This is a genomic window from Rhodopseudomonas sp. (assembly GCF_013377015.1).
Classification (GTDB): Bacteria; Pseudomonadota; Alphaproteobacteria; order Rhizobiales; family Xanthobacteraceae; genus JARJEH01.
In genome coordinates this window covers 57,306-76,755 of record NZ_JACABA010000002.1, presented here as the reverse complement: position 1 = coordinate 76,755, position 19,450 = coordinate 57,306, and the positions used below count along the sequence as shown (strand labels likewise).

Annotated in this window: 17 protein-coding genes and 1 other RNA gene; 7 read left to right on the top strand and 11 right to left on the bottom strand. The window is 64.3% G+C overall.

Features of this window, described 5'->3' with window-relative positions:
• Positions 1–134: 134 nt before the first annotated feature.
• Positions 135–447, bottom strand: a transfer-messenger RNA (tmRNA) gene (gene ssrA, locus HXX15_RS08625).
• Between the two features lie 414 nt (positions 448–861).
• On the opposite strand from ssrA, the gene HXX15_RS08620 reads away from it, so the two are divergent.
• Both HXX15_RS08620 and HXX15_RS08615 read left to right on the top strand, forming a co-directional pair.
• Complete coding sequence (locus HXX15_RS08620) at positions 862–2,391, top strand: DEAD/DEAH box helicase (RefSeq protein WP_296515059.1); 1,530 nt, start codon at positions 862–864, stop codon at positions 2,389–2,391.
• A gap of 160 nt (positions 2,392–2,551) precedes the next feature.
• On the top strand, positions 2,552–3,586 hold the full coding sequence (locus tag HXX15_RS08615) for a GGDEF domain-containing protein (protein ID WP_296516884.1): 1,035 nt from the start codon (positions 2,552–2,554) through the stop codon (positions 3,584–3,586).
• Here HXX15_RS08615 and HXX15_RS08610 read toward each other — a convergent pair.
• From HXX15_RS08610 to HXX15_RS08575, 8 genes are all read right to left on the bottom strand, one after another.
• Positions 3,574–3,972, bottom strand: a complete 399-nt coding sequence (locus HXX15_RS08610; RefSeq protein WP_296516883.1) for a TfoX/Sxy family protein — start codon at positions 3,970–3,972, stop codon at positions 3,574–3,576. The genes HXX15_RS08615 and HXX15_RS08610 overlap by 13 nt on opposite strands.
• Positions 3,973–4,035: 63 nt before the next feature.
• Positions 4,036–4,446, bottom strand: a complete 411-nt coding sequence (locus HXX15_RS08605; protein WP_296515056.1) for an iron-sulfur cluster assembly accessory protein — start codon at positions 4,444–4,446, stop codon at positions 4,036–4,038.
• A gap of 81 nt (positions 4,447–4,527) precedes the next feature.
• The gene (locus HXX15_RS08600) at positions 4,528–4,920 is read right to left on the bottom strand and encodes an SUF system Fe-S cluster assembly protein (RefSeq protein WP_296515054.1); all 393 of its coding nucleotides are present in this window, start codon (positions 4,918–4,920) and stop codon (positions 4,528–4,530) included.
• Complete coding sequence (locus HXX15_RS08595) at positions 4,917–6,164, bottom strand: cysteine desulfurase (RefSeq protein WP_296515052.1); 1,248 nt, start codon at positions 6,162–6,164, stop codon at positions 4,917–4,919. Before HXX15_RS08595 ends, HXX15_RS08600 begins: the two co-directional genes overlap by 4 nt.
• The gene (sufD, locus tag HXX15_RS08590; protein WP_296515049.1) at positions 6,161–7,489 is read right to left on the bottom strand and encodes a Fe-S cluster assembly protein SufD; all 1,329 of its coding nucleotides are present in this window, start codon (positions 7,487–7,489) and stop codon (positions 6,161–6,163) included. The genes HXX15_RS08595 and sufD overlap by 4 nt, the downstream gene beginning before the upstream one ends.
• A gap of 26 nt (positions 7,490–7,515) precedes the next feature.
• Positions 7,516–8,274: a Fe-S cluster assembly ATPase SufC gene (gene sufC, locus HXX15_RS08585; RefSeq protein ID WP_296515048.1), complete on the bottom strand. Its 759-nt coding sequence runs from the start codon at positions 8,272–8,274 to the stop codon at positions 7,516–7,518.
• A gap of 140 nt (positions 8,275–8,414) precedes the next feature.
• Positions 8,415–9,896 (bottom strand): Fe-S cluster assembly protein SufB, encoded by a 1,482-nt coding sequence (sufB, locus tag HXX15_RS08580; RefSeq protein WP_296515046.1) that lies wholly within the window; start codon positions 9,894–9,896, stop codon positions 8,415–8,417.
• Positions 9,897–9,979: 83 nt separating this feature from the next.
• Positions 9,980–11,143 carry a cysteine desulfurase family protein gene (locus HXX15_RS08575; protein ID WP_296515043.1) on the bottom strand — a complete coding sequence of 388 codons (1,164 nt, stop codon included), beginning with the start codon at positions 11,141–11,143 and terminating at the stop codon, positions 9,980–9,982.
• Between the two features lie 272 nt (positions 11,144–11,415).
• On the opposite strand from HXX15_RS08575, the gene HXX15_RS08570 reads away from it, so the two are divergent.
• Entirely contained in the window at positions 11,416–12,063 is a 648-nt protein-coding gene (locus HXX15_RS08570) for an alpha/beta hydrolase (RefSeq protein ID WP_011473287.1), read from the top strand.
• 3 nt (positions 12,064–12,066) lie between these two features.
• Here HXX15_RS08570 and HXX15_RS08565 read toward each other — a convergent pair whose 3' ends face one another.
• Positions 12,067–12,768: a glutathione S-transferase family protein gene (locus HXX15_RS08565; RefSeq protein WP_296515036.1), complete on the bottom strand. Its 702-nt coding sequence runs from the start codon at positions 12,766–12,768 to the stop codon at positions 12,067–12,069.
• Positions 12,769–12,980: 212 nt separating this feature from the next.
• Positions 12,981–14,084: an anhydro-N-acetylmuramic acid kinase gene (locus HXX15_RS08560; RefSeq protein WP_296515034.1), complete on the bottom strand. Its 1,104-nt coding sequence runs from the start codon at positions 14,082–14,084 to the stop codon at positions 12,981–12,983.
• Between the two features lie 164 nt (positions 14,085–14,248).
• On the opposite strand from HXX15_RS08560, the gene tyrS reads away from it, so the two are divergent.
• From tyrS to HXX15_RS08540, 4 genes are all read left to right on the top strand, one after another.
• A complete protein-coding gene (gene tyrS, locus HXX15_RS08555; protein WP_296515032.1) occupies positions 14,249–15,505 on the top strand; it encodes a tyrosine--tRNA ligase in 1,257 nt (418 codons plus the stop codon).
• A gap of 78 nt (positions 15,506–15,583) precedes the next feature.
• The gene (locus HXX15_RS08550; protein WP_296515029.1) at positions 15,584–16,801 is read left to right on the top strand and encodes an MFS transporter; all 1,218 of its coding nucleotides are present in this window, start codon (positions 15,584–15,586) and stop codon (positions 16,799–16,801) included.
• 84 nt (positions 16,802–16,885) lie between these two features.
• Positions 16,886–18,583: a methyl-accepting chemotaxis protein gene (locus HXX15_RS08545; RefSeq protein ID WP_296515026.1), complete on the top strand. Its 1,698-nt coding sequence runs from the start codon at positions 16,886–16,888 to the stop codon at positions 18,581–18,583.
• A 291-nt stretch (positions 18,584–18,874) separates the two neighbouring features.
• A complete protein-coding gene (locus tag HXX15_RS08540; RefSeq protein ID WP_296515024.1) occupies positions 18,875–19,441 on the top strand; it encodes a cytochrome b/b6 domain-containing protein in 567 nt (188 codons plus the stop codon).
• Positions 19,442–19,450: the final 9 nt, after the last annotated feature.

Below are 19,450 nucleotides of genomic sequence, written 5' to 3'. Positions count from 1 at the left end.
CGCCCCGGTTCTTGCACTCGCACTCCAGGCAATAGTCTTCCGTCGTTGAAAGACGGTTCAATCGGCCGCGGCGCGGGCCAATGCCACAATGCAAGGGGCCCAAATAAAAGCCGCGCCAACCCGAAGGTTGACGCGGCCATGGCCGTTCTGTTGCAAGGTGGACCTACCCCGAACGGTTACGCCGCGAGGCGCACTTCGTTCATGCGAACGTTATCGTTTGCATTTAGGTTTTGACCCGATAACGGCGGTATCATGCCGAGCACAGCTCAGAGCTTCTTCGCGACCATCGATCCTATTTCGCCCCCGCCGCAACAGCCCGGAAATGTGGCTGTTGGGGTGGAGGCGCCGGGTACTGCCCCCGGGTCTGTCCGCAGTCCGCTCTAAGGTTCAGCGCCATCGTCTTGCGACCTGCCCAATATATGCGCGATCGGGCGTCAACGCTAGGGTCCGCTTGCACCTCGCGTGGACCCCGGTCGACCGCCCGGCTGACGGTTCCGCAGCTGCCGTGGGCGATGGCGCGCCCCGGGCTCCGGGCGGATCAAACCACCCTGGCGCCGCCAGCGCCGCACGGCGAACTGTGCCGAAACATTAAGCTGATTCAGTCATTTCATGCGCCGCCGCATTGACTTTAGCCGATTCCTCCCTATGTTCCGGCTTGACGCGGCCCGGTATCGAAACGCGATGCCTTGACTAAGCCGCCTGTCAGCGATCTAGGATCCCCGTGCAAATTTGCGTGCCGCTCCGGGGTTGAGCGCGACAGTCTTTTCCAAGAATCCAAGCGGCGGTTTCGACCAGAGGCGTGATCCCGAAAAGTGGTCTTCCGGTTTTCGGCGAAGATCATGCCCCGATAACAGAGGCTCAATGTCTTTTTCCCATCTCGGCTTGTCCGACAAGGTTCTCGCAGCCGTCGAGGCGAGCGGTTACACTACCCCCACCCCAATTCAGGAACAGGCGATTCCTTTCGTTCTCGCCCGCCGCGACGTGCTCGGCATCGCCCAGACCGGCACCGGCAAGACCGCGGCCTTCGTGCTGCCGATGCTGACCATGCTGGAAAAGGGCCGCGCCCGCGCCCGGATGCCACGCACTCTCATTCTCGAACCGACCCGCGAACTCGCCGCCCAGGTCAAGGAACAGTTCGACAAATACGGCGCCGGCCAGAAGCTCAACGTCGCCCTGTTGATCGGCGGCGTCTCGTTCGGCGACCAGGACCTCAAGCTGACCCGCGGCGTCGACGTCTTGATCGCGACCCCCGGCCGGCTGCTCGATCATACTGAACGCGGCGGGCTGTTGCTCACCGGCGTCGAGCTTCTGGTGATCGACGAAGCCGACCGCATGCTCGACATGGGCTTCATTCCGGACATCGAGCGGATTTGCAAGCTGGTGCCGTTCACCCGGCAGACGCTGTTCTTCACCGCAACGATGCCGACCGAAATCCGCCGCATCACCGAGACCTTCCTGCACAATCCGGAAAAGATCGAGGTCTCCAAGCCCGCCTCTACCGCTGTCACCGTGACGCAATCGCAGGTGCCGACCGGACGCGAGCCGCACGAGAAGCGCGACACGCTGCGCCGTCTGCTGCGCGATGCCACCGATCTGAAGAACGCGATCATCTTCTGCAATCGCAAGCGCGAAGTGGCGCTGCTGGCGAAGTCGCTGCAGAAGCACGGTTTCAGCGTCGGTGCCCTGCATGGCGACATGGAGCAGTCCGCGCGTACCGCAGCGCTCGAGGCGTTCCGCAAGGGCGAGTTGCCGATCCTGGTGGCGTCCGACGTCGCCGCACGCGGCCTCGATATTCCCGAAGTCAGCCACGTCTTCAATTTCGACGTGCCGCATCACCCCGACGATTACGTGCATCGGATCGGCCGCACCGGCCGCGCCGGCCGCGCCGGCACCGCGATTTCAATCGTGGCGCCCGCCGACGGCAAATCGATCGCCGCGATCGAAAAGCTGATCGGCCAGGAGATTCCGCGCGCCGAAGCCGGTCCGCAGGGCGATCTGATCGCCGAGCCGGAAACCGAGCGCCCGGCACGCACGCACCGGCGCTCCAGCGAGCCGCGTCATCGCGGCGAGTCCCGCGCGCCGCGCGGCGAACCGCGCGAACCCCGCGCCGCCGAATCCCGTGAGCCGCGCGCCGCCGAATCCCGCGAACCGCGCAGCGAGCCCCATGAACCGCGCAAGCCACGCCGCGAGCGCGAGCCGCGTCGTTCCAGTCCTCCGCCGCACCCCTCGCATGCAACGCTCGCCCCCGTGATCGCGGCCGCTCCGGCCTCCCAGGCGCCGTCGATCGGTCGCGCCGCGGCGCCGCAAGCACCCCGCGAGGCGGAATCGGAGCCCGCCGACCATTCGCATCTGCCTGCGTTCCTGCTGCGTCCCGTCCGAGTCCGGGGCTGACGCCCCGGAATATTACTCAGTCGTTTACCGGGCATTCATCGTCTTCTCCTATCGTGCCCGTGATTGTGAACTAATTTTTTTGCGGTCAGAAAAGTGGGCAACGTTGCTTGCACTGGGGATGTCTGTGGCAGTCGGAATCCAGGACGAACACGAACGCACGATGGCATTCGCCGAGGTCGCGCTCGCCCAGATCAAATCGTTGCGGCAAGGCGCGATGCCTCGCAATTATGAAATCTGGTACGTCTATGCCACCGGCTACAACGCCGCCCTCAACCAGGTGATCAATGAGACCCTGGCGCGCAACGGCAAGTTGTCCGACTCCGATCTTGAGCAAATCTACGACAGCTATCTCTCCCACGGCAGAACCACCGACCGGATCGACAAGATCGGCGCTCGGGTCGTCAACGAGATCGACGACGTGATGACGCTGATCACCGATACGCTGGGGGTAACCGCGAGTTTCGGCGACAATCTGCAGGGCGCAAGCCACAAGCTGTCGCTGTCCGACGATCGCGACCAGGTCAAGGCGATCGTCGAGCGGCTGGTTACCTCGACCCGCGAGATGCAGAGCGCCAACAGCGCGCTGGAAGAACGGCTGAGCAAATCCAAGCTGGAAATCAACAATCTGCAGGTCAGCCTCGAGGCAATCCGGGCCGAGAGCCTGACCGACCCGCTGACCGGCCTAGGCAACCGTAAGCATTTCGACCGCGCGATCGGCGAGGCGGTGCGTCACGCCGCGACCACCAGCGAGCCACTGTCGTTGTTGATGCTCGATATCGATCACTTCAAGTCGTTCAACGACAATTACGGTCACCTCACCGGCGACCAGGTGCTGCGGCTGGTCGGGTTGTCGCTGAAGCAGAGCATCAAGGGCCAGGACATCACCGCCCGCTACGGCGGCGAGGAATTCGCGGTGGTGCTGCCGAACACCCCGCTGCGGCAAGCCATCATCGTCGCCGACAATATCCGCCGCATGGTGATGTCGAAGGAACTGAAGAAGAAATCGACCGGCGAAATTCTCGGCCGGGTGACGCTGTCGGCCGGCGTTTCGGCGCTGCGGCCTAACGAGGATTGCGATGCGCTGATCGATCGCGCCGACGGTTGCCTCTACGCGGCCAAACGCAACGGCCGCAATCGGGTAATTTGCGAGACCGATCCGGAATTTCTCGGCATCGATCAGATTCAGGTGGCCTGAGCCGCCTTGGTTCTGCGCTTGGTCGCGGCCTTTTTAATCGTCCGCTTGCCCGCCTTGCCGCGCTTCTTGAGCGCCGCGCGCTGCGCGGCCTGCAGCGCCGCCCGCGCCCACTCCGCCAGTTCGTCGGGATCGTCGTAGAGCCGCTCCGGCAACTGCCAATACGACGCCACCGTCACCGTTTTCGCCCGGGTTTGATACTGGAACGGCGTCGCGCCCTCGGCCTCGAACCGGGCCAGGCTGTCCGGATCGGCGCGGAGATAGATCGTGCCGCGCAGCACCAGCGCGAAATTGACGCCGTCCGCGGACACGCCGAAGCCCGAGAACATCCGCCGGATGGTCACCGGGCCGAACGGCGCGAACAGGTCGATCAGGAAATCGCGGTCCACGGGCATGACGCTTCGATCAAGGCTGCGTCGTACCGCGGAGCCTGCGAAGCCGGCTGCCGTTTGTCAGCCGTCCACCTTCGCGGGCGTCAGCTGCACCGATTCGCCGCAGCCGCAGGCGCCGGTCTGGTTCGGATTGTTGAAGACGAAGGTCGCCGACATCTTGTCGGCCTTGTAGTCCATCTCGGTGCCGAGCAGGAACAGCACGGCTTTCGGATCGACCAGGATCTTGACGCCCTTGTCCTCGACCACCTCGTCGTTCGGCCGCACGTCATGGGCGTATTCGACGGTGTAGGATTGGCCGGCGCAGCCGCCGTTCTTGATCCCGACCCGCAGGCCGACGATCTCGCTGTCAGCGCGGCCGGTGAGTTCCCGAACCCGCGCCGCGGCGGCGTCGGTGAGCCGCATCACCTGCGGCCGCGGGCGCGGCTTCGGCTTGGCTGCGGGCGTCGTGGAAGCTGGAATCATATCCGTCATCTGTGCAGTCCTCGGAGCGGTTCAAGGCCGCCCGTTGTTACTTCGGCGCAAGGTCGCCCCGACAAATTGTACGCCGACGCCTCACCACATATTCAGCACGAGGCGCGCCTCGTCGGTCATCCGCTCCGGCGTCCATGGCGGCTCCCAGACGATGTTGACATTGACGACGCCGACGCCCGGTACGGTGGCGACCGCGTTCTCGACCATCATCGGCATTTCCGCCGCCGCCGGACAATTCGGCGTCGTCAGCGTCATGTCGACGTCGACGGTGCGGTCGTCCTTGATGTCGACCTTGTAGATCAGGCCGAGTTCGTAGATGTCGGCCGGAATTTCCGGATCGAACACCGTCTTCAGCGCCGCGACGATTTCGCTGCCCAGCCGCTCGGTTTCCTCCGGCGGCAGCGCCGACACGGTCTGCATGTTGGCCTTGGCATCGGCGGCCGGTTCGGTCTTGGCTTCGACGGTGTCGGTCATGAAAACAGTTCCCGCGCCTTGATCAGCGCCTGTGCGAGATGGTCGACTTCCTCACGTGTATTATACATGCCGAATGAGGCCCGGCACGTGGCTGTGACCTGGAAACGTTCCAAAAGCGGCATCACGCAATGGGTTCCCGCACGCACCGCGATGCCCTGGCGGTCGATCACGGTGGCGACGTCATGCGGGTGCGCGCCCTTGATCTCGAACGAAATTACCGGACCCTTGCCCTTGGCGTTGCCGATGATCCGCAGCGAATTAATCTCGTGCAGCCGGTCCTGGGCGTAGATCAACAGATCGTGCTCATGCGCGGCGATCCGCTCCTTGCCGACCGAATTGACGTAGTCGATCGCAGCTCCAAGGCCCACCGCTTCGACGATCGCCGGCGTGCCGGCCTCGAACCGATGCGGAGGATCGCCATAGGTGACCCAGTCCTGCGCCACTTCGCGGATCATCTCGCCACCGCCGTTGAACGGCCGCATCGCCGCGAGACGGTCGTACTTGCCGTACAGCACGCCGATCCCGGTCGGGCCGTACAGCTTGTGGCCGGTCATGATGTAGAAGTCGCAGTCGATGTCCTGGACGTCGATGGTCAGATGCACCGCGGCCTGGCTGCCGTCGACCAGCACCGGAATGCCGCGGTCATGCGCCAGCTTCACCACGTCCTTGACCGGCACGATGGTGCCGAGCGCGTTCGACATCTGGGTGATCGCCACCAGCTTGGTGCGCGACGTCAGCAGCTTTTCGAACTCCTCGATCAGGAAATTGCCGTCGTCGTCGACCGGCGCCCATTTGATCACCGCGCCCTGGCGTTCGCGCAGGAAGTGCCACGGCACGATGTTGGAATGGTGCTCCATGATCGAGAGCACGATCTCGTCGCCCTCGCCGATATTCGGCGCGCCCCAGGACGACGCCACCAGGTTGATCGCCTCGGTGGCGTTGCGGGTGAAAATGATCTCTTCCGGCCGCCGCGCATTGAGGAAGTGCTGCACTTTGGTGCGGCCGCCCTCATAGGCCTCGGTCGCCGCATTGGCGAGATAGTGCAGCCCGCGATGCACATTGGCGTATTCGGTCTCGTAGGCCCGGGTCATGCGCTCGAGCACCTGTCTGGGCTTCTGCGCCGAGGCGGCGTTGTCGAGATAGACCAGCGGCTTGCCGTAGATCTCCAGCGCCAGAGCGGGAAAGTCCTCGCGCACGCGGGCGACGTCGTAGGAACCGTTCGACACTGCAGGATGCATGGTCATGCCCGTGCCTCCAGCCAGCGCGCGGCGGCGCCGATCGCGAGATCGCGCAGCGAATCGTCGGCGATCGATTCGATCGCCTCGCCGACAAACGCCTGAATCAGCAGCGACTGGGCGTCCTTCTCGGGAAGGCCGCGGGCGCGCAAATAGAACAGCAGCGACTCGTCCAGCGCCCCGGTGGTGGCGCCGTGGCCGCAGGTGACGTCATCGGCGAAAATTTCCAGCTCCGGCTTGTTGTCGGCCTCGGCGTCGTCGGACAATAGCAGCGCGCGGGTCATCATCTTGGCGTCGGTGTGCTGCGCCGGCTGCCGGACGTTGATGCGGCCCTGAAACACCGAATGACCGCGGTCGTCGACCACGGCGCGGAACACCTCGCGGCTCGCGCAATGCGGCACGTCGTGATTCATCACCAGCGTGGTGTCGGCGTGCTGCTTGCCGTTGAGTAGATTGACGCCGTTGGTCTCGACCCGCGAATGCTCGCCTGCGACGTTGATCACCGCCTGATAGCGGCTGACAAGCGCGCCGGTAGCCATGCCGAAAGTGTTGAAATGAGCGTGGGAGCCGACATCGATCGCCGACGACGTGATGTTGAACGCCTCGCGGCCGTCCTCCACCAGCCGGACGTGGTCGAGCCGCGCGCGATCGCCGATCGCGATGACCAGCGAATCATGGACCTGATAGGCCGCGGCGCCCTCGCCGGCGATGTAGCTTTCGACCAGCGTGGCCGAAGAATCGTTGCCGAGCTTCAGCATCGAGCGGGTGAACACCGCGGCCGGTGCGCCACCGCTGGCGATGTGAACCACATGCAGCGGCTGCGTCAGCTTGGCGCCATCGGCGACCGCGATCACCACGCCGTCGGTCATCATCGCGCTGTTCAGCGCGATCATCGGATTGTTGGAGTCGAGCCCGAACAGTTCTTTCTGCAACGCGGCGTCGCCGCCGGCCAGAATGTCGCGCAAGCTGCGCAGGCTGAGCTTCGGCTCGAGATCGCCGAACTCGGACAGGCTCGGCGCCAAGACGCCGTCGACCAGCACCAGCCGGCGGACGCCGTCGATCGCATGCAGCTTCAGTGCCGCCGCGGCGCGCGCCAGCGCCTCCGCATCGGGCGCCGCTGCCAACGGCAGCACCTCGCGCATCAGCGCGCGCAGATCGGTGTATTTCCAGTCCTCGATGCGGCGATGCGGCAGTCCGATCCGCTGAAAGGCATCATAGGCCTCGCGGCGCAGATCTGCGACCGCGCCCGATCCGGGCAGTCGCGACCGCGCCAGCGCGAACGGGGTTTCGTCCGCCGCTTCAACCCTATCCGTCTTCGCCACAGCAACGTTCATCGTGTTATCCGATCGATCGGCCGAGATCAGGCCGCCTTGTCCTCATACTGCGCGTAACCGGTGGCCTCGAGTTCGAGCGCCAGTTCCTTGCCGCCGCTCTTCACCACCTTGCCCTTCGACATCACATGGACGACGTCGGGCACGATGTAGTCCAACAGCCGCTGATAATGCGTGATCACCACCATCGCCCGATCCGGCGAGCGCAGCGCGTTGACGCCGTCGGCGGCGATCCGCAGCGCGTCGATGTCGAGCCCGGAATCCATTTCGTCGAGAATGCACAGGCTGGGCTGGAACAGCGCCATCTGCAGCACTTCGTTGCGCTTCTTCTCGCCGCCGGAGAACCCGACATTGACGCCGCGCCGCAGCATCTCCTGCGGAATCCCGAGCGATCCTGCGACCTCCCGCACCTTCTTCAGAAAGTCCGGGGTCGAGAACTCGGCCTCGCCGCGCGCCTTGCGCTGCGCGTTGAGCGCGGTGCGCAGGAACGTCATGGTGGCGACGCCGGGAATTTCCACCGGATACTGGAACGCCAGGAACACGCCCTTGGCGGCGCGCACGTCCGGCGCCATTGCCAACAGATCCTCGCCCTTGAACAGGATCTCGCCGCCGGTCACTTCATAGCCCGGCTTGCCGGCGATGACGTGGCTGAGCGTCGACTTGCCGGAACCGTTCGGCCCCATGATCGCATGGACCTCGCCGGCGTTCACCGTGAGCGTCAGCCCGTGCAGGATCTCGCGCTCGGCGACGCTGACTTGGAGATTCTTGACTTCGAGCAGTGCGGTCATCGTCAGCCTTCCTTCTGTAGCCCTCGTCCGGTGGAGCGCGCCCTTGCGCGCGTCTCGAAAGACGAGTTGGTCGTTCAATTTGCCATCTCATCTTCTGAGACGGCCGTTTCGCAGCCGCCTCAAGATGAGGGCTTCCGGCGTTACCCGACCGAGCCTTCGAGGCTGATCGAAATCAGCTTCTGCGCTTCCACCGCAAATTCCATCGGCAGTTGCTGCAGCACGTCTTTGACGAAACCGTTGACCACCAGGCCGACCGCTTCCTCCTGCGATAGTCCGCGCTGCACGCAGTAGAACAGCACGTCCTCGGAGATCTTCGAGGTGGTGGCTTCGTGCTCGAACAGCGCCGAGGAATTCTTCGCCTCGATGTAGGGCACGGTGTGGGCGCCGCATTGATCGCCGATCAGCAGCGAGTCGCAGGCGGTGAAGTTTCGCGCGCCGGTGGCCTTGCGATGCGCGGTGACGAGGCCCCGATAAGTGTTCTGCGAGCGACCGGCGGCGATGCCCTTGGAGATGATCCGGCTGGTGGTGTTCTTGCCCAGATGAATCATCTTGGTGCCGGAATCGACCTGCTGATAGCCGTTCGAGATCGCGATCGAGTAGAACTCGCCGCGCGAATTGTCGCCACGCAAGATGCAGCTCGGATATTTCCAGGTGATCGCCGAGCCGGTTTCGACCTGGGTCCAGGAAATCTTCGAATTGTTGCCGCGGCAATCGCCACGCTTGGTGACGAAATTGTAGATGCCGCCCTTGCCCTCGGAATTGCCGGGGTACCAGTTCTGCACCGTCGAATATTTGATCTCGGCGTCGTCGTGCGTCACCAGTTCGACCACGGCGGCGTGCAGCTGGTTCTCGTCGCGCTGCGGCGCGGTGCAGCCTTCGAGGTAGCTGACGTAAGAGCCCTTGTCGGCGATGATCAGCGTGCGCTCGAACTGCCCGGTATTGCGCTCATTGATGCGGAAATAGGTCGACAATTCCATCGGGCAACGCACGCCCGGCGGCACGTAGACGAACGAGCCGTCCGAGAACACCGCCGAATTCAGCGTCGCGTAGTAATTGTCGGTGGTCGGCACCACGGTGCCGAGATATTTCTTCACCAACTCTGGATGTTCGCGGATCGCTTCCGAGATCGGCATGAAGATCACGCCGGCCTTCTTCAGCTCGGCCTGGAAGGTGGTCGCCACCGACACCGAATCGAACACCGCATCGACCGCGATGCGCCGCTCGCCTTCGGGGCGAATCACGCCCTCGAGCGCCTCGACCTCGCGTAAGGGAATGCCGAGCTTCTTGTAGGTCTCCAGAATCTCCGGATCGATCTCGTCCAGCGACCCGATCGTCTTCTTCGGCTTCGGCGCCGAATAGTAATACAGATCCTGGAAGTCGATCTTGGGATAGCTCACCCGCGCCCAGACCGGTTCGGTCATGGTCAGCCAGCGCCGATAGGCCTCAAGGCGCCACTCCAGCATCCAGGCCGGTTCGTTCTTTTTCGCGGAGATGAACCTGACGATATCTTCCGACAGCCCCTTGGGGGCCTTGTCGGACTCGATCAGCGTCTCGAATCCATATCGATATTGATCGACGTCGATCTGGCGAACCCGATCGACGGTTTCTTGGACGGCAGCCATTTTAACCTCCGCTCGCGGTTTCAAGGACCGCGGTGGATCAACTCACATGTGCTTACACGATCCTGCGAATGAAACCACCCGTGTTAGAATCGTTCAAGCACTGTTTCATGATCCCTTTTAACTAGTGTCCCGGCAAGCTTTCGCCAAGCCTCGATGCAGCGATCGATGTCGGCTTCGCGACTGGACCAGCCCAAACTGAGCCTTATGGCTGCTTGAGCAAGTTCCGGACCAAACCCCATCGCTGCCAGCACATGGGATGGCGCCACCTTGCCGGAGGAGCAGGCGGACCCCGACGAAACCGCGATTCCCGCGAGGTCGAAGCCGATCACGGCGGTCTCGGCGCGCAGTCCGGGAACGGCAAACAGCGTCGTATTCGGCAGCCGGGGCACAGAATCGGCGATCACAATCAGGCCTTGAGTTTGCCGCAAGCCGGTCTCAAGCCGGTTGCGCAGCGTTTCGACCCGCGCCATCTCCGCGGGCAACGCGGCCATCGCGGCCTGCACCGCCGCGCCAAAACCGGCGATTCCGGCGACGTTCTCGGTTCCTGCTCGCCGTCCGAGTTCCTGACCACCGCCGCGCAGCATTGGTGCGAGATTCGACACTCCTTCGCCAATGACGAGCGTGCCGACGCCCTGGGGGCCGCCCAGCTTATGCGCCGACAGCGACACCAGATCGGCATTCAAACCTTTGAGGTTGAACGGAGTTTTTCCGAGCGCCTGGATCGCATCGACGTGCAGAATGCCGCCGGCCTGATGCACCAGCTCGGCGGCCTCGGCGATCGGCTGCAGCGCGCCGGTCTCGTTGTTGGCAAGCATCACCGACACCAGCGCCGGCGCCCCCTGCGCCAGCAGCGTCCGCAGCTGATCAAGATCGATCACGCCTGACGGGGTGACCTCAAGGATGCTCGTCCGCTCGGGGGAGAACCGCCCGCCGGCCAGCACCGAGGCGTGTTCGATCGCGGAAACAATAAGATGTTCAGCGGGTTGCGATGAACCCCGGAGACCCGAGGTCAGCGCCAGGGCGTTGGCTTCGGTTCCGCCCGAGGTGAAGACGATCTGGCGCGGCTCCGCGCCGATCGCCTTGGCAACGTATCCTCGCGCCTCCTCCACCAGCCGCCGCGCCGCGCGACCCTCGGCATGAACCGACGACGGGTTTCCGACCAGGTCCCATGCATCCACCATCGCCGCCTTGGCCTCGGGCCGCAGCGGCGTTGTCGCATTCCAGTCAAGATAGACCCGATCAACCATTTGAATTGTTGTACCCTTGTTCGACGACCAGGAACCTCGGGACAAAGTTACCGCACATCGGTTCGCACTGTCGCGCCGCCAATGCGTCCCGCAAAAGGCCCCGTGCTCAAAAACCTTGCTTTTGGCCCCTCGCTGTATGCTAGAACGCGGCTTCCCGTTCCCCCGCCGTTACGCCTCGTTCGCCGGACGGCGCCTGATCGGCCTTTAATTGCAAGGCTTGATGTGCGCCCGCGCCGAGCCCGCACAAGCCGGTTGCTTACCAAGGATCGCTGATGCCCGAAGTCATTTTCACCGGTCCCGCAGGCCGCCTCGAAGGCCGTTACCATCCCGCCAAGCAGAAGAACGCGCCGATCGCTATGGTGCTGCACCCGCATCCGCAGTTCCACGGCACGATGAATCACCAGATCATCTACCAGTGCTATTACGCCTTCGTGCATCGCGGCTTCTCGGTGCTGCGCTTCAATTTCCGCGGCGTCGGCCGCAGCCAGGGCTCGTTCGACCACGGCACCGGCGAATTGTCCGATGCGGCCTCGGCGCTGGACTGGGCGCAGACCATCAATCCCGAAGCACGCGCCTGCTGGGTAGCCGGCTTCTCGTTCGGCGCCTGGATCGGCATGCAGCTGTTGATGCGCCGGCCCGAAGTCGAGGGCTTCATCTCGATCGCGCCGCCGGCCAATCTCTACGACTTCTCGTTCCTGGCGCCCTGCCCGTCGTCGGGCCTGATCGTGCATGGCGAGAAGGACGCGGTGGTGCCGCCGAAGGACGTCAACACCCTGGTCGAAAAGCTCAAGACCCAGAAGGGCATCGTGATCGACCAGCACATCATCCCCGGCGCCAACCATTTCTTCGACGGCAAATTGCAGCCGCTGATGGAATCGGTAACCGGATATCTCGACATGCGGCTCGCCAACGTCCGTTAAACGTCAGGCTGCGGCTTGGAGCTGCAGCCTTGAGATCCAGGAATTGCGCCGGATCAGGAAGTCGCGCAGCAGCGCCGGATAGTCGGCGCTGACGGCCCCGCGTACGGACGGCCGCTCCGCGAGATGTTTGCGCCAGCGCGCCAGCTTCGGTTTGCCGTCAAGGATGCTGAAGTCGCCGATCTGGTCGAACACGTCGAAATAGCGGAACACCGGTCCGAACGCGGCGTCGACCAGCGAGAATTTTTCGCCGTCGAACCAAGGTGAAGCCGCGAGGCGGGCCTCGAGCCGGGCAAATCGCGCCTCAAGCTGCACGGCCTTGGCCTGGAACGCGGCTTGATCCGGCGCCGCGTAAAGCCCGGCAATGTCGGCAAGCACCGCTGAGCCGAACTCGATCCAGCCGCGATGCTCCGCGCGCGCCAGCGGATCGGCCGGATGCAGCGGGTGCTGCTGGGTCTCTTCCAGATATTCGAGAATCACCGCCGATTCGAAGATCGCCGTATCGCCGACCTTCAGCACCGGGGTCTTGCCGAGCGGCGAGATCGCCAGAAACCAGTCCGGCTTGTTGGCAAGATCGATGTCGATCCGCTCGAACGGCACGCCCTTCTCGGTCAACGCGATCACCGCGCGTTGCACATAGGGGCACAGCCGATGGCTGATCAGGGTCAGCACGGGCGCGCCGCTGTCGGCGCGGTCAGCACTGGCCATGGCAGGACCCGTCCCAACGCCTGCACACGATCATTTGGCGCAACCGCAACCGGGCGATGCCGATCAGGCCCCGCGCGTTGCGGAGCAGGACCAGGGCGAATTCAATGTTATCTGTCGACGGCATTTGACGTGTCCACTTCATGCAACTGCATCAAATTAAATGCATCTGCATGAAGCGTCAAGATCAATGCACCTGCATCAATCAGACGTGATCAGGGCCGCGCGATCAGCCCGCCGGTCATCGGCAGCGGCACGCCGGTGGTCGCCGGATAGCTCAGCGGCAGTCCCTTCAGGCCGCGCGCGGCGAGAAAGCCGAACGCCTGCGCCTCCATCGCGTCGGCCGACCAGCCCAGCGCATCGGCGGTCTCGACGCTGGCCGGCGCCAAGCCCTCGCGCAACATCCGCAGCATCGTCAGGTTGCGGGCGCCGCCGCCGGTGACGATCCAGCTCCGCGGCGGTTTCGGCAGCAACGGCGCGATCGCCGCGATCGCCGCCACGGTGAACGCGGTCAGCGTCGCGGCGCCGTCGTCGGGCGCGATCTGCCCCAGCCGAAGTGCGGCGAAATCGTTGCGGTCGAGCGATTTCGGCGGCGGCAGTGCGAAGAACGGATGCGCCAGCGACCGCGCGATCCAGTCCTGATCGGGCTCGCCCTGCGCCGCCAATTTGCCCTGGGCGTCGAACGGCTGGCCGGTCACGGCGAATACAAAATCGTCTAACAGGGCATTGCCGGGCCCGGTATCGCAGGCGATCAGGCTGTCAGTGCCGTCGATATAGGTGATGTTGGAAACCCCGCCGATATTGACCACGACGATCGGGCCGTCGCGGTCGAGCGACTGCGCCAGCGCGCGGTGATAGACCGGCACCAACGGCGCGCCCTGCCCGCCCGCCGCGACGTCGGCGGCGCGGAAATCATGCATCACCGGGATATGGATCGCCTTCGCCAGCGCCAGCGCGTCGCCGATCTGCACCGTCAGCTTCTGCGCCGGGCGATGCAGCACGGTCTGGCCGTGAAACCCGACGATGTCGATCTCCTCGCGCGCGATCCGGTTCTGCGCGGTGAAGGCCGCGACCGCCTCGGCGTGGGCGATGGTCACCGCCCGCTCCGCCTCGCCGAGGATTCCCGGACGGGCGTCGCGCTGCGTTAACTGCGCTGCCTCGGCCAGCGCCTGGCGCAGCAGGCCGCGCTCGCCCTCGCTGTAGGGCCGATAGCCAGAGGGGCCGAGCGCAGTCACCCGCTTGCCGTCGGTCTTGATCAAGGCGACGTCGACCCCGTCGAGCGAGGTTCCGCTCATCAGTCCGATCGCCGTCATTATCATGACATGGACCCCTTCAGGCCGCCGAAGTCGGAAAACGTCCAACTTGTGTCGAACATCCAGTTCTTATAATGCCACATCGCACCGAAACGCGTCAGCCAGCATTCACGATGTTCGGCAACTCCGTTGCGATACCGTGAAATAACAATGATCAGAGTCGCACACCAATGACCGCATTTAAGTCTGATTTTCTCAATGTGCTGCAAGGCCGCGGCTTCGTTCATCAGATTTCCGATCCGGACTCGCTGGACGCCCTGGCGTCGCGCGGCGAGGCGGTCGCCTATGTCGGCTATGACTGCACCGCGGCGTCGCTGCATGTCGGACACCTGCTCTCGATCATGATGCTGCACTGGCTGCAGGCGACCGGCAACAGGCCGATCGCGCTGATGGGCGGCGGCACCACGCGGGTCGGCGATCCCTCCGGCCGAGACGAGACCCGCAAGATCCTGACCTACGAGCAGATCGACGCCAACAAGGATTCGATCAAGGGCACCTTCGCCAAGCTGATCAAATTCGGCGACGGCAAGTCCGACGCCGTGATGGCCGACAATGCCGAGTGGCTGACCAAGCTGAACTACATCGAAATGCTGCGCGACGTCGGTCGGCACTTCTCGATCAACCGCATGCTCACCATGGATTCGGTGAAGATGCGGCTCGACCGCGAGCAGGAACTATCTTTCATCGAATTCAACTACATGATCCTGCAATCCTACGACTTCGTCGAGCTGGCGCGGCGCTACGGCTGCAATTTGCAGATGGGCGGCTCCGACCAGTGGGGCAATATCGTCAACGGCGTCGATCTCGGCCGCCGCATGGGCACGCATCAGCTGCACGCCCTCACCTGCCCGCTGCTGACGACCTCGTCCGGCGCCAAGATGGGCAAGACCGCCGCCGGCGCGGTCTGGCTCAACGCCGACATGCTGTCGCCCTACGATTACTGGCAATACTGGCGCAACACCGAGGACGCCGACGTCGAGCGGTTCCTGAAACTGTTCACGCTGCTGCCGATGGAAGAGATCGCCCGGCTCGCCGCGCTGAAAGGCCAGGAACTCAACGAGGCCAAGAAGGTGCTGGCGACCGAGACCACCGCGCTGATCCACGGCCGCGACGCTGCCACGCGCGCCGAGGCCACCGCGCGCACCACTTTCGAGCAGGGCGGCACCGCGACCGACCTGCCGAGCGTGGAAATCGCGGCGGCCGAACTCGAGGCCGGGCTCGGCGTGCTGGCGGCGTTCGCCGAGAAGACCGGTCTGGTCGGCTCCAATGGCGAAGCGCGGCGCCAGATCAAGGGCGGCGGGTTGCGCGTCAACGACGTTGCCGTGACCGACGAGAAGATGGTGCTGACGGCGGCGGACCTGACGGCGGACGGCGTGATCAAGCTGTCGATGGGCCGGAAGAAGCACGTGCTGCTCAGGCCCGCATAGCCCCATTCGCTGAGCCCCCTGTTCTTTCCCGCCAAAACGCGTTCCATACCGGAAAGCCTGTTCGGGAAGGAACGTCTGTTGGACCATAGGTTATCGCAGCGCACCGGCCTGTCGGTTCTCGGCGTCTGCTTTCTGCTCTCGGTGCTCGGCCGCGGGCTCGGCGAGAGCTTTACCGTTTTCCTGCTGCCGATCTCGCAATCTTTCGGCTGGGACCGCGCCGAGGCGGTGTCGATCTATTCGCTGACCGCTCTGTGCGGCGGGCTGGCCTCGCCGCTGATTGGCCGGCTGTTCGATCGCTCCGGTCCGCGTGCGGTCTACGCCCTCGGCATGGTGCTGCTCGGCGGCGCGTTCCTGGCTGCGTCCTACGCCCAGCAACTCTGGCAGTTCCAGCTCAGCGTCGGCCTCAGCGTCGGGCTCGGCATCGCCTGCATCGGCAATGTGCCGAACTCGATCCTGCTCGGCCGCTGGTTCGGCCCGCGGCTGCCGACCGCGATGGCGGTTGTGTATTCGGCGACCGGCGCCGGCGTGCTGATCATGTTGCCGGTGGCGCAGCTGCTGATCGACCATTTTGGCTGGCGCGGCGCCTATCTGTGGTTCGGCGCGGCAGTCTTGCTGCTGCTGCTGCCCCTGCTGGTGCTGCCATGGCGCCGCTACGCGGGCGGCTCCGAGAGCCTGGCCCGAGCGGCGTCGCACCATCTCGTCGACGAAGGCTGGACCCTGCACAGCGCCATCCGACACCACGCGTTCTGGGCGCTGTTCTGCACCTTCTTCTTCACCGCGATTGGGATGTACGCGATCGCCGCGCAGGTCGTCGCCTATCTGATCGATGTCGGCTTTCCCCCGCTGCAGGCGGCGACGGCCTGGGGATTTTCCGGTGTGGTGCTGTTGTTCGGCATGATGGGCGTCAGCTGGCTCGACGGCATCATCGGACGGCGCCCCTCGATCCTGTTCAGCTACGCGTTTTCGATCATCGGCATCATCATGCTGTGGCTGCTGAAATGGCATCCAAACATCTGGATGCTGACCGGATTCGTGATCTGCTTCGGCAGCATGATCGGCTCGCGCGGACCGCTGATCACCGCAACCGCGATGAAGATCTTTCGCGGCGAACGGGTCGGCACCATCTACGGCACGATCTCGATCGGCAGCGGATTGGGATCGGCGTTCGGCTCGTGGTGCGGAGGCCTGATCCACGACTTCACTAACAGCTACGATCTGGTGATCGCCTTCGCGCTGGTCGCCGTGCTGCTGGGCATGATCCCCTTTATGGTGGTGCCGGCGCTTCGGGGCCGGTAGTTTTACTGTTCGGTTCTGATCTTCACGATTGGGTAGTGCGGTTCTGCGTAACTGTCGGCGCCGCAGTTCCAGCCAAGGGTCAAAATGAGCGTCCTCAGCCGATTCACGATTCGCACCAAGCTTGCCAGCATGGTCGCCCTCTCAGCGATCGCGGTCTGCGCGGTCGTGATGGTGTCGGCCGCGCTCAGCCAGAGCCGCATGCTGAAGGACCGGACCGCTCAGCTGCGCGGCGCGGTCGAGATGGTGATCGGCACGGCGCAAGCGTTGCAAAATCAGGTTGCCGCCGGCAAGATCACCCGTGAGGAAGCGGAACTGCAGTTTCGCGCGCGCGCCAGCGTCATGAAGTTCGACAATGGCCAGGGCTACGCAGCCGCCTATCGAACCGCCGATACCGGCGTGATGATGAATGCCGGCAATCCGGCGCTCGAAGGCAAGGTGACTGGCGCAAAGGATTCCAACGGCCTCGAGATTGCGCGCGCCATCATCGAAGCTGCCACGAAGCAGCCGGAGGGCGGCACCACCTATTATCTCTATCCGCGGCCGGGCCAGACCGTTCCGCTGCAGAAGATGGTTTTTGCGCGTGCGTTCGAGCCATGGAACATCGTCGTCGCCGTCGGCCTCTATGTCGATGATCTCGATGCCGACATTCGTGCGCTGACGCTGCGGCTGACCGCGATCGGCATCGGCGTCTTGGTGCTGATGGCGCTGTTGTCCTGGCTGATCGCCCGCGACGTGCTGGGCGCGCTGAAGCGTCAGCAGAACCGGATGCAGTCGATCGCCACCGGATCGCTCGACGAGAAGGTCGGCGAGACCGATCGCGGCGACGAGATCGGACGGATGGCTGAGACCCTGGAGATGCTGCGGCAGACCGCCTTGACCGCCCGCACCCTGGAGGCCGACCAGGCGACCTCGAAACAGCGCGGCGAAGCCGAAAAGCGCGATGCCCTGATCGCCCTGGCCGACAAATTCGATACCTCGGTCGGACAGCTGGTCGGATTGATGGCATCGGGATCATCTGCGCTTGAAGCCACCGCACAGTCGATGAGCGGCACCGCCGAGCGCACCAATCAGCAGGCCACCGTGGTGGCCACGGCCGCGAACGAGGCCAGCACCCGCGTGCAGACGGTCGCCTCGGCCGCCGAGGAGCTGACCTCTTCGATCGCCGAAATCAGCCGCCAGGTGGCGCAATCCGCCAAGATCAGCGACCACGCCGTCGAAAGCGCGCGCCGCACCGACACCATCGTTCGCGCGCTGGCCGATGGTGCGCAGCAGATCGAGCATGTCGCCGAATTGATTTCGAACATCGCCGGCCAGACCAATCTGCTGGCGCTCAATGCGACGATCGAAGCCGCCCGCGCCGGCGAAGCCGGCCGCGGCTTTGCGGTGGTCGCTTCCGAAGTCAAAAGTCTCGCCGGCCAGACCGCCGAAGCCACCAAGGAAATCGGCACCCGCATCGCCCAGATCCAGACAGCGACCCGCGAAGCTGTGGAGGCAATCAAGGGCATTACCGTCACCATCGAGGAAGTCAGCGCCATCGCCAGCACGATCGCCACGGCGATCGAGGAGCAAGGCGCAGCCACGTCGGAGATCGCCCGCAACGTCACCCAGACCGCCCAGGCCACCCAGGAGGTGACCACCAACATCGGCGGGGTCAGTGCCGCGGCCAACGAGACCGGTGGCGCCGCCAATCTGGTGCTGAGTTCGGCGTCCAACCTGTCGAAGCAGGCCGAACAACTCGCCGGCGAAGTCACCACCTTCCTGGCCAGCGTCCGCGCCGCCTGACGAAGCCGGGGTCAGCCCGGCTCTTTTCAACCACGATCCGCAATGTGAACCGCTCCTGCGGGCCGCAGGTCACACCGACCTGCTCCACGCTCTTGCTAAGCATTGGCGACCATCCGTCATGCCGCCGAGGTGCGCCCAAGTCACAGAGAGGCGTCGGCGCGCGCGATCAGCAAAATGTGTAGTCGGGATTTGCGCTCGATCACAGGCCGGCGGTTTTCGACGGCGCATGATTTCTCCGCTTGGCTGCTGTCGCGGCGGCCGATCGCGCACTCAATTGCTTGCGGAGACACCATGACGACGACCAATATCGAAACTGCCAACAAACGGCCCAGCGAGTACGGCGCCTTCGCGGTCACGCTGCACTGGGTGATCTTCTTTGCCATCATCGCGCTGGTCGCTCTGGTGAACTACGCCGGAAGTCTGGACAAGACCGATCCGATGCGCGGCACAGTGATGGACTGGCACAAGGCGATCGGCGTGATCGTGCTGGGCCTCGCGGCACTGCGGATCCTGTGGCAACGGGTGCATGGCGCGCCGGACCTTGTGCCGACCACACGCGTCACCGACGTCCTCGCCAGGATCAGCCACGGCCTGCTCTATCTGCTGCTGCTGGCGCTGCCGGCCTCCGGCCTCGCCATGGTGTTGACCGCCGGGCGCGGCGTCACCCTGCTCGGCATCCCGCCGCTGATGGCGCCATCGAAGGAATGGGCCGGGCTGGCACACAACATCCACGAAGTGATCTTCGTGACGAGCGTCGCGGTGGTCGGCATCCACGTCATCGCCGCGCTGTGGCATCAATATATTCGCCATGATGCAACGCTCGGCCGCATGGTGCCGTGGCTGCGCGGCAAGGCGTAACAGCAACGC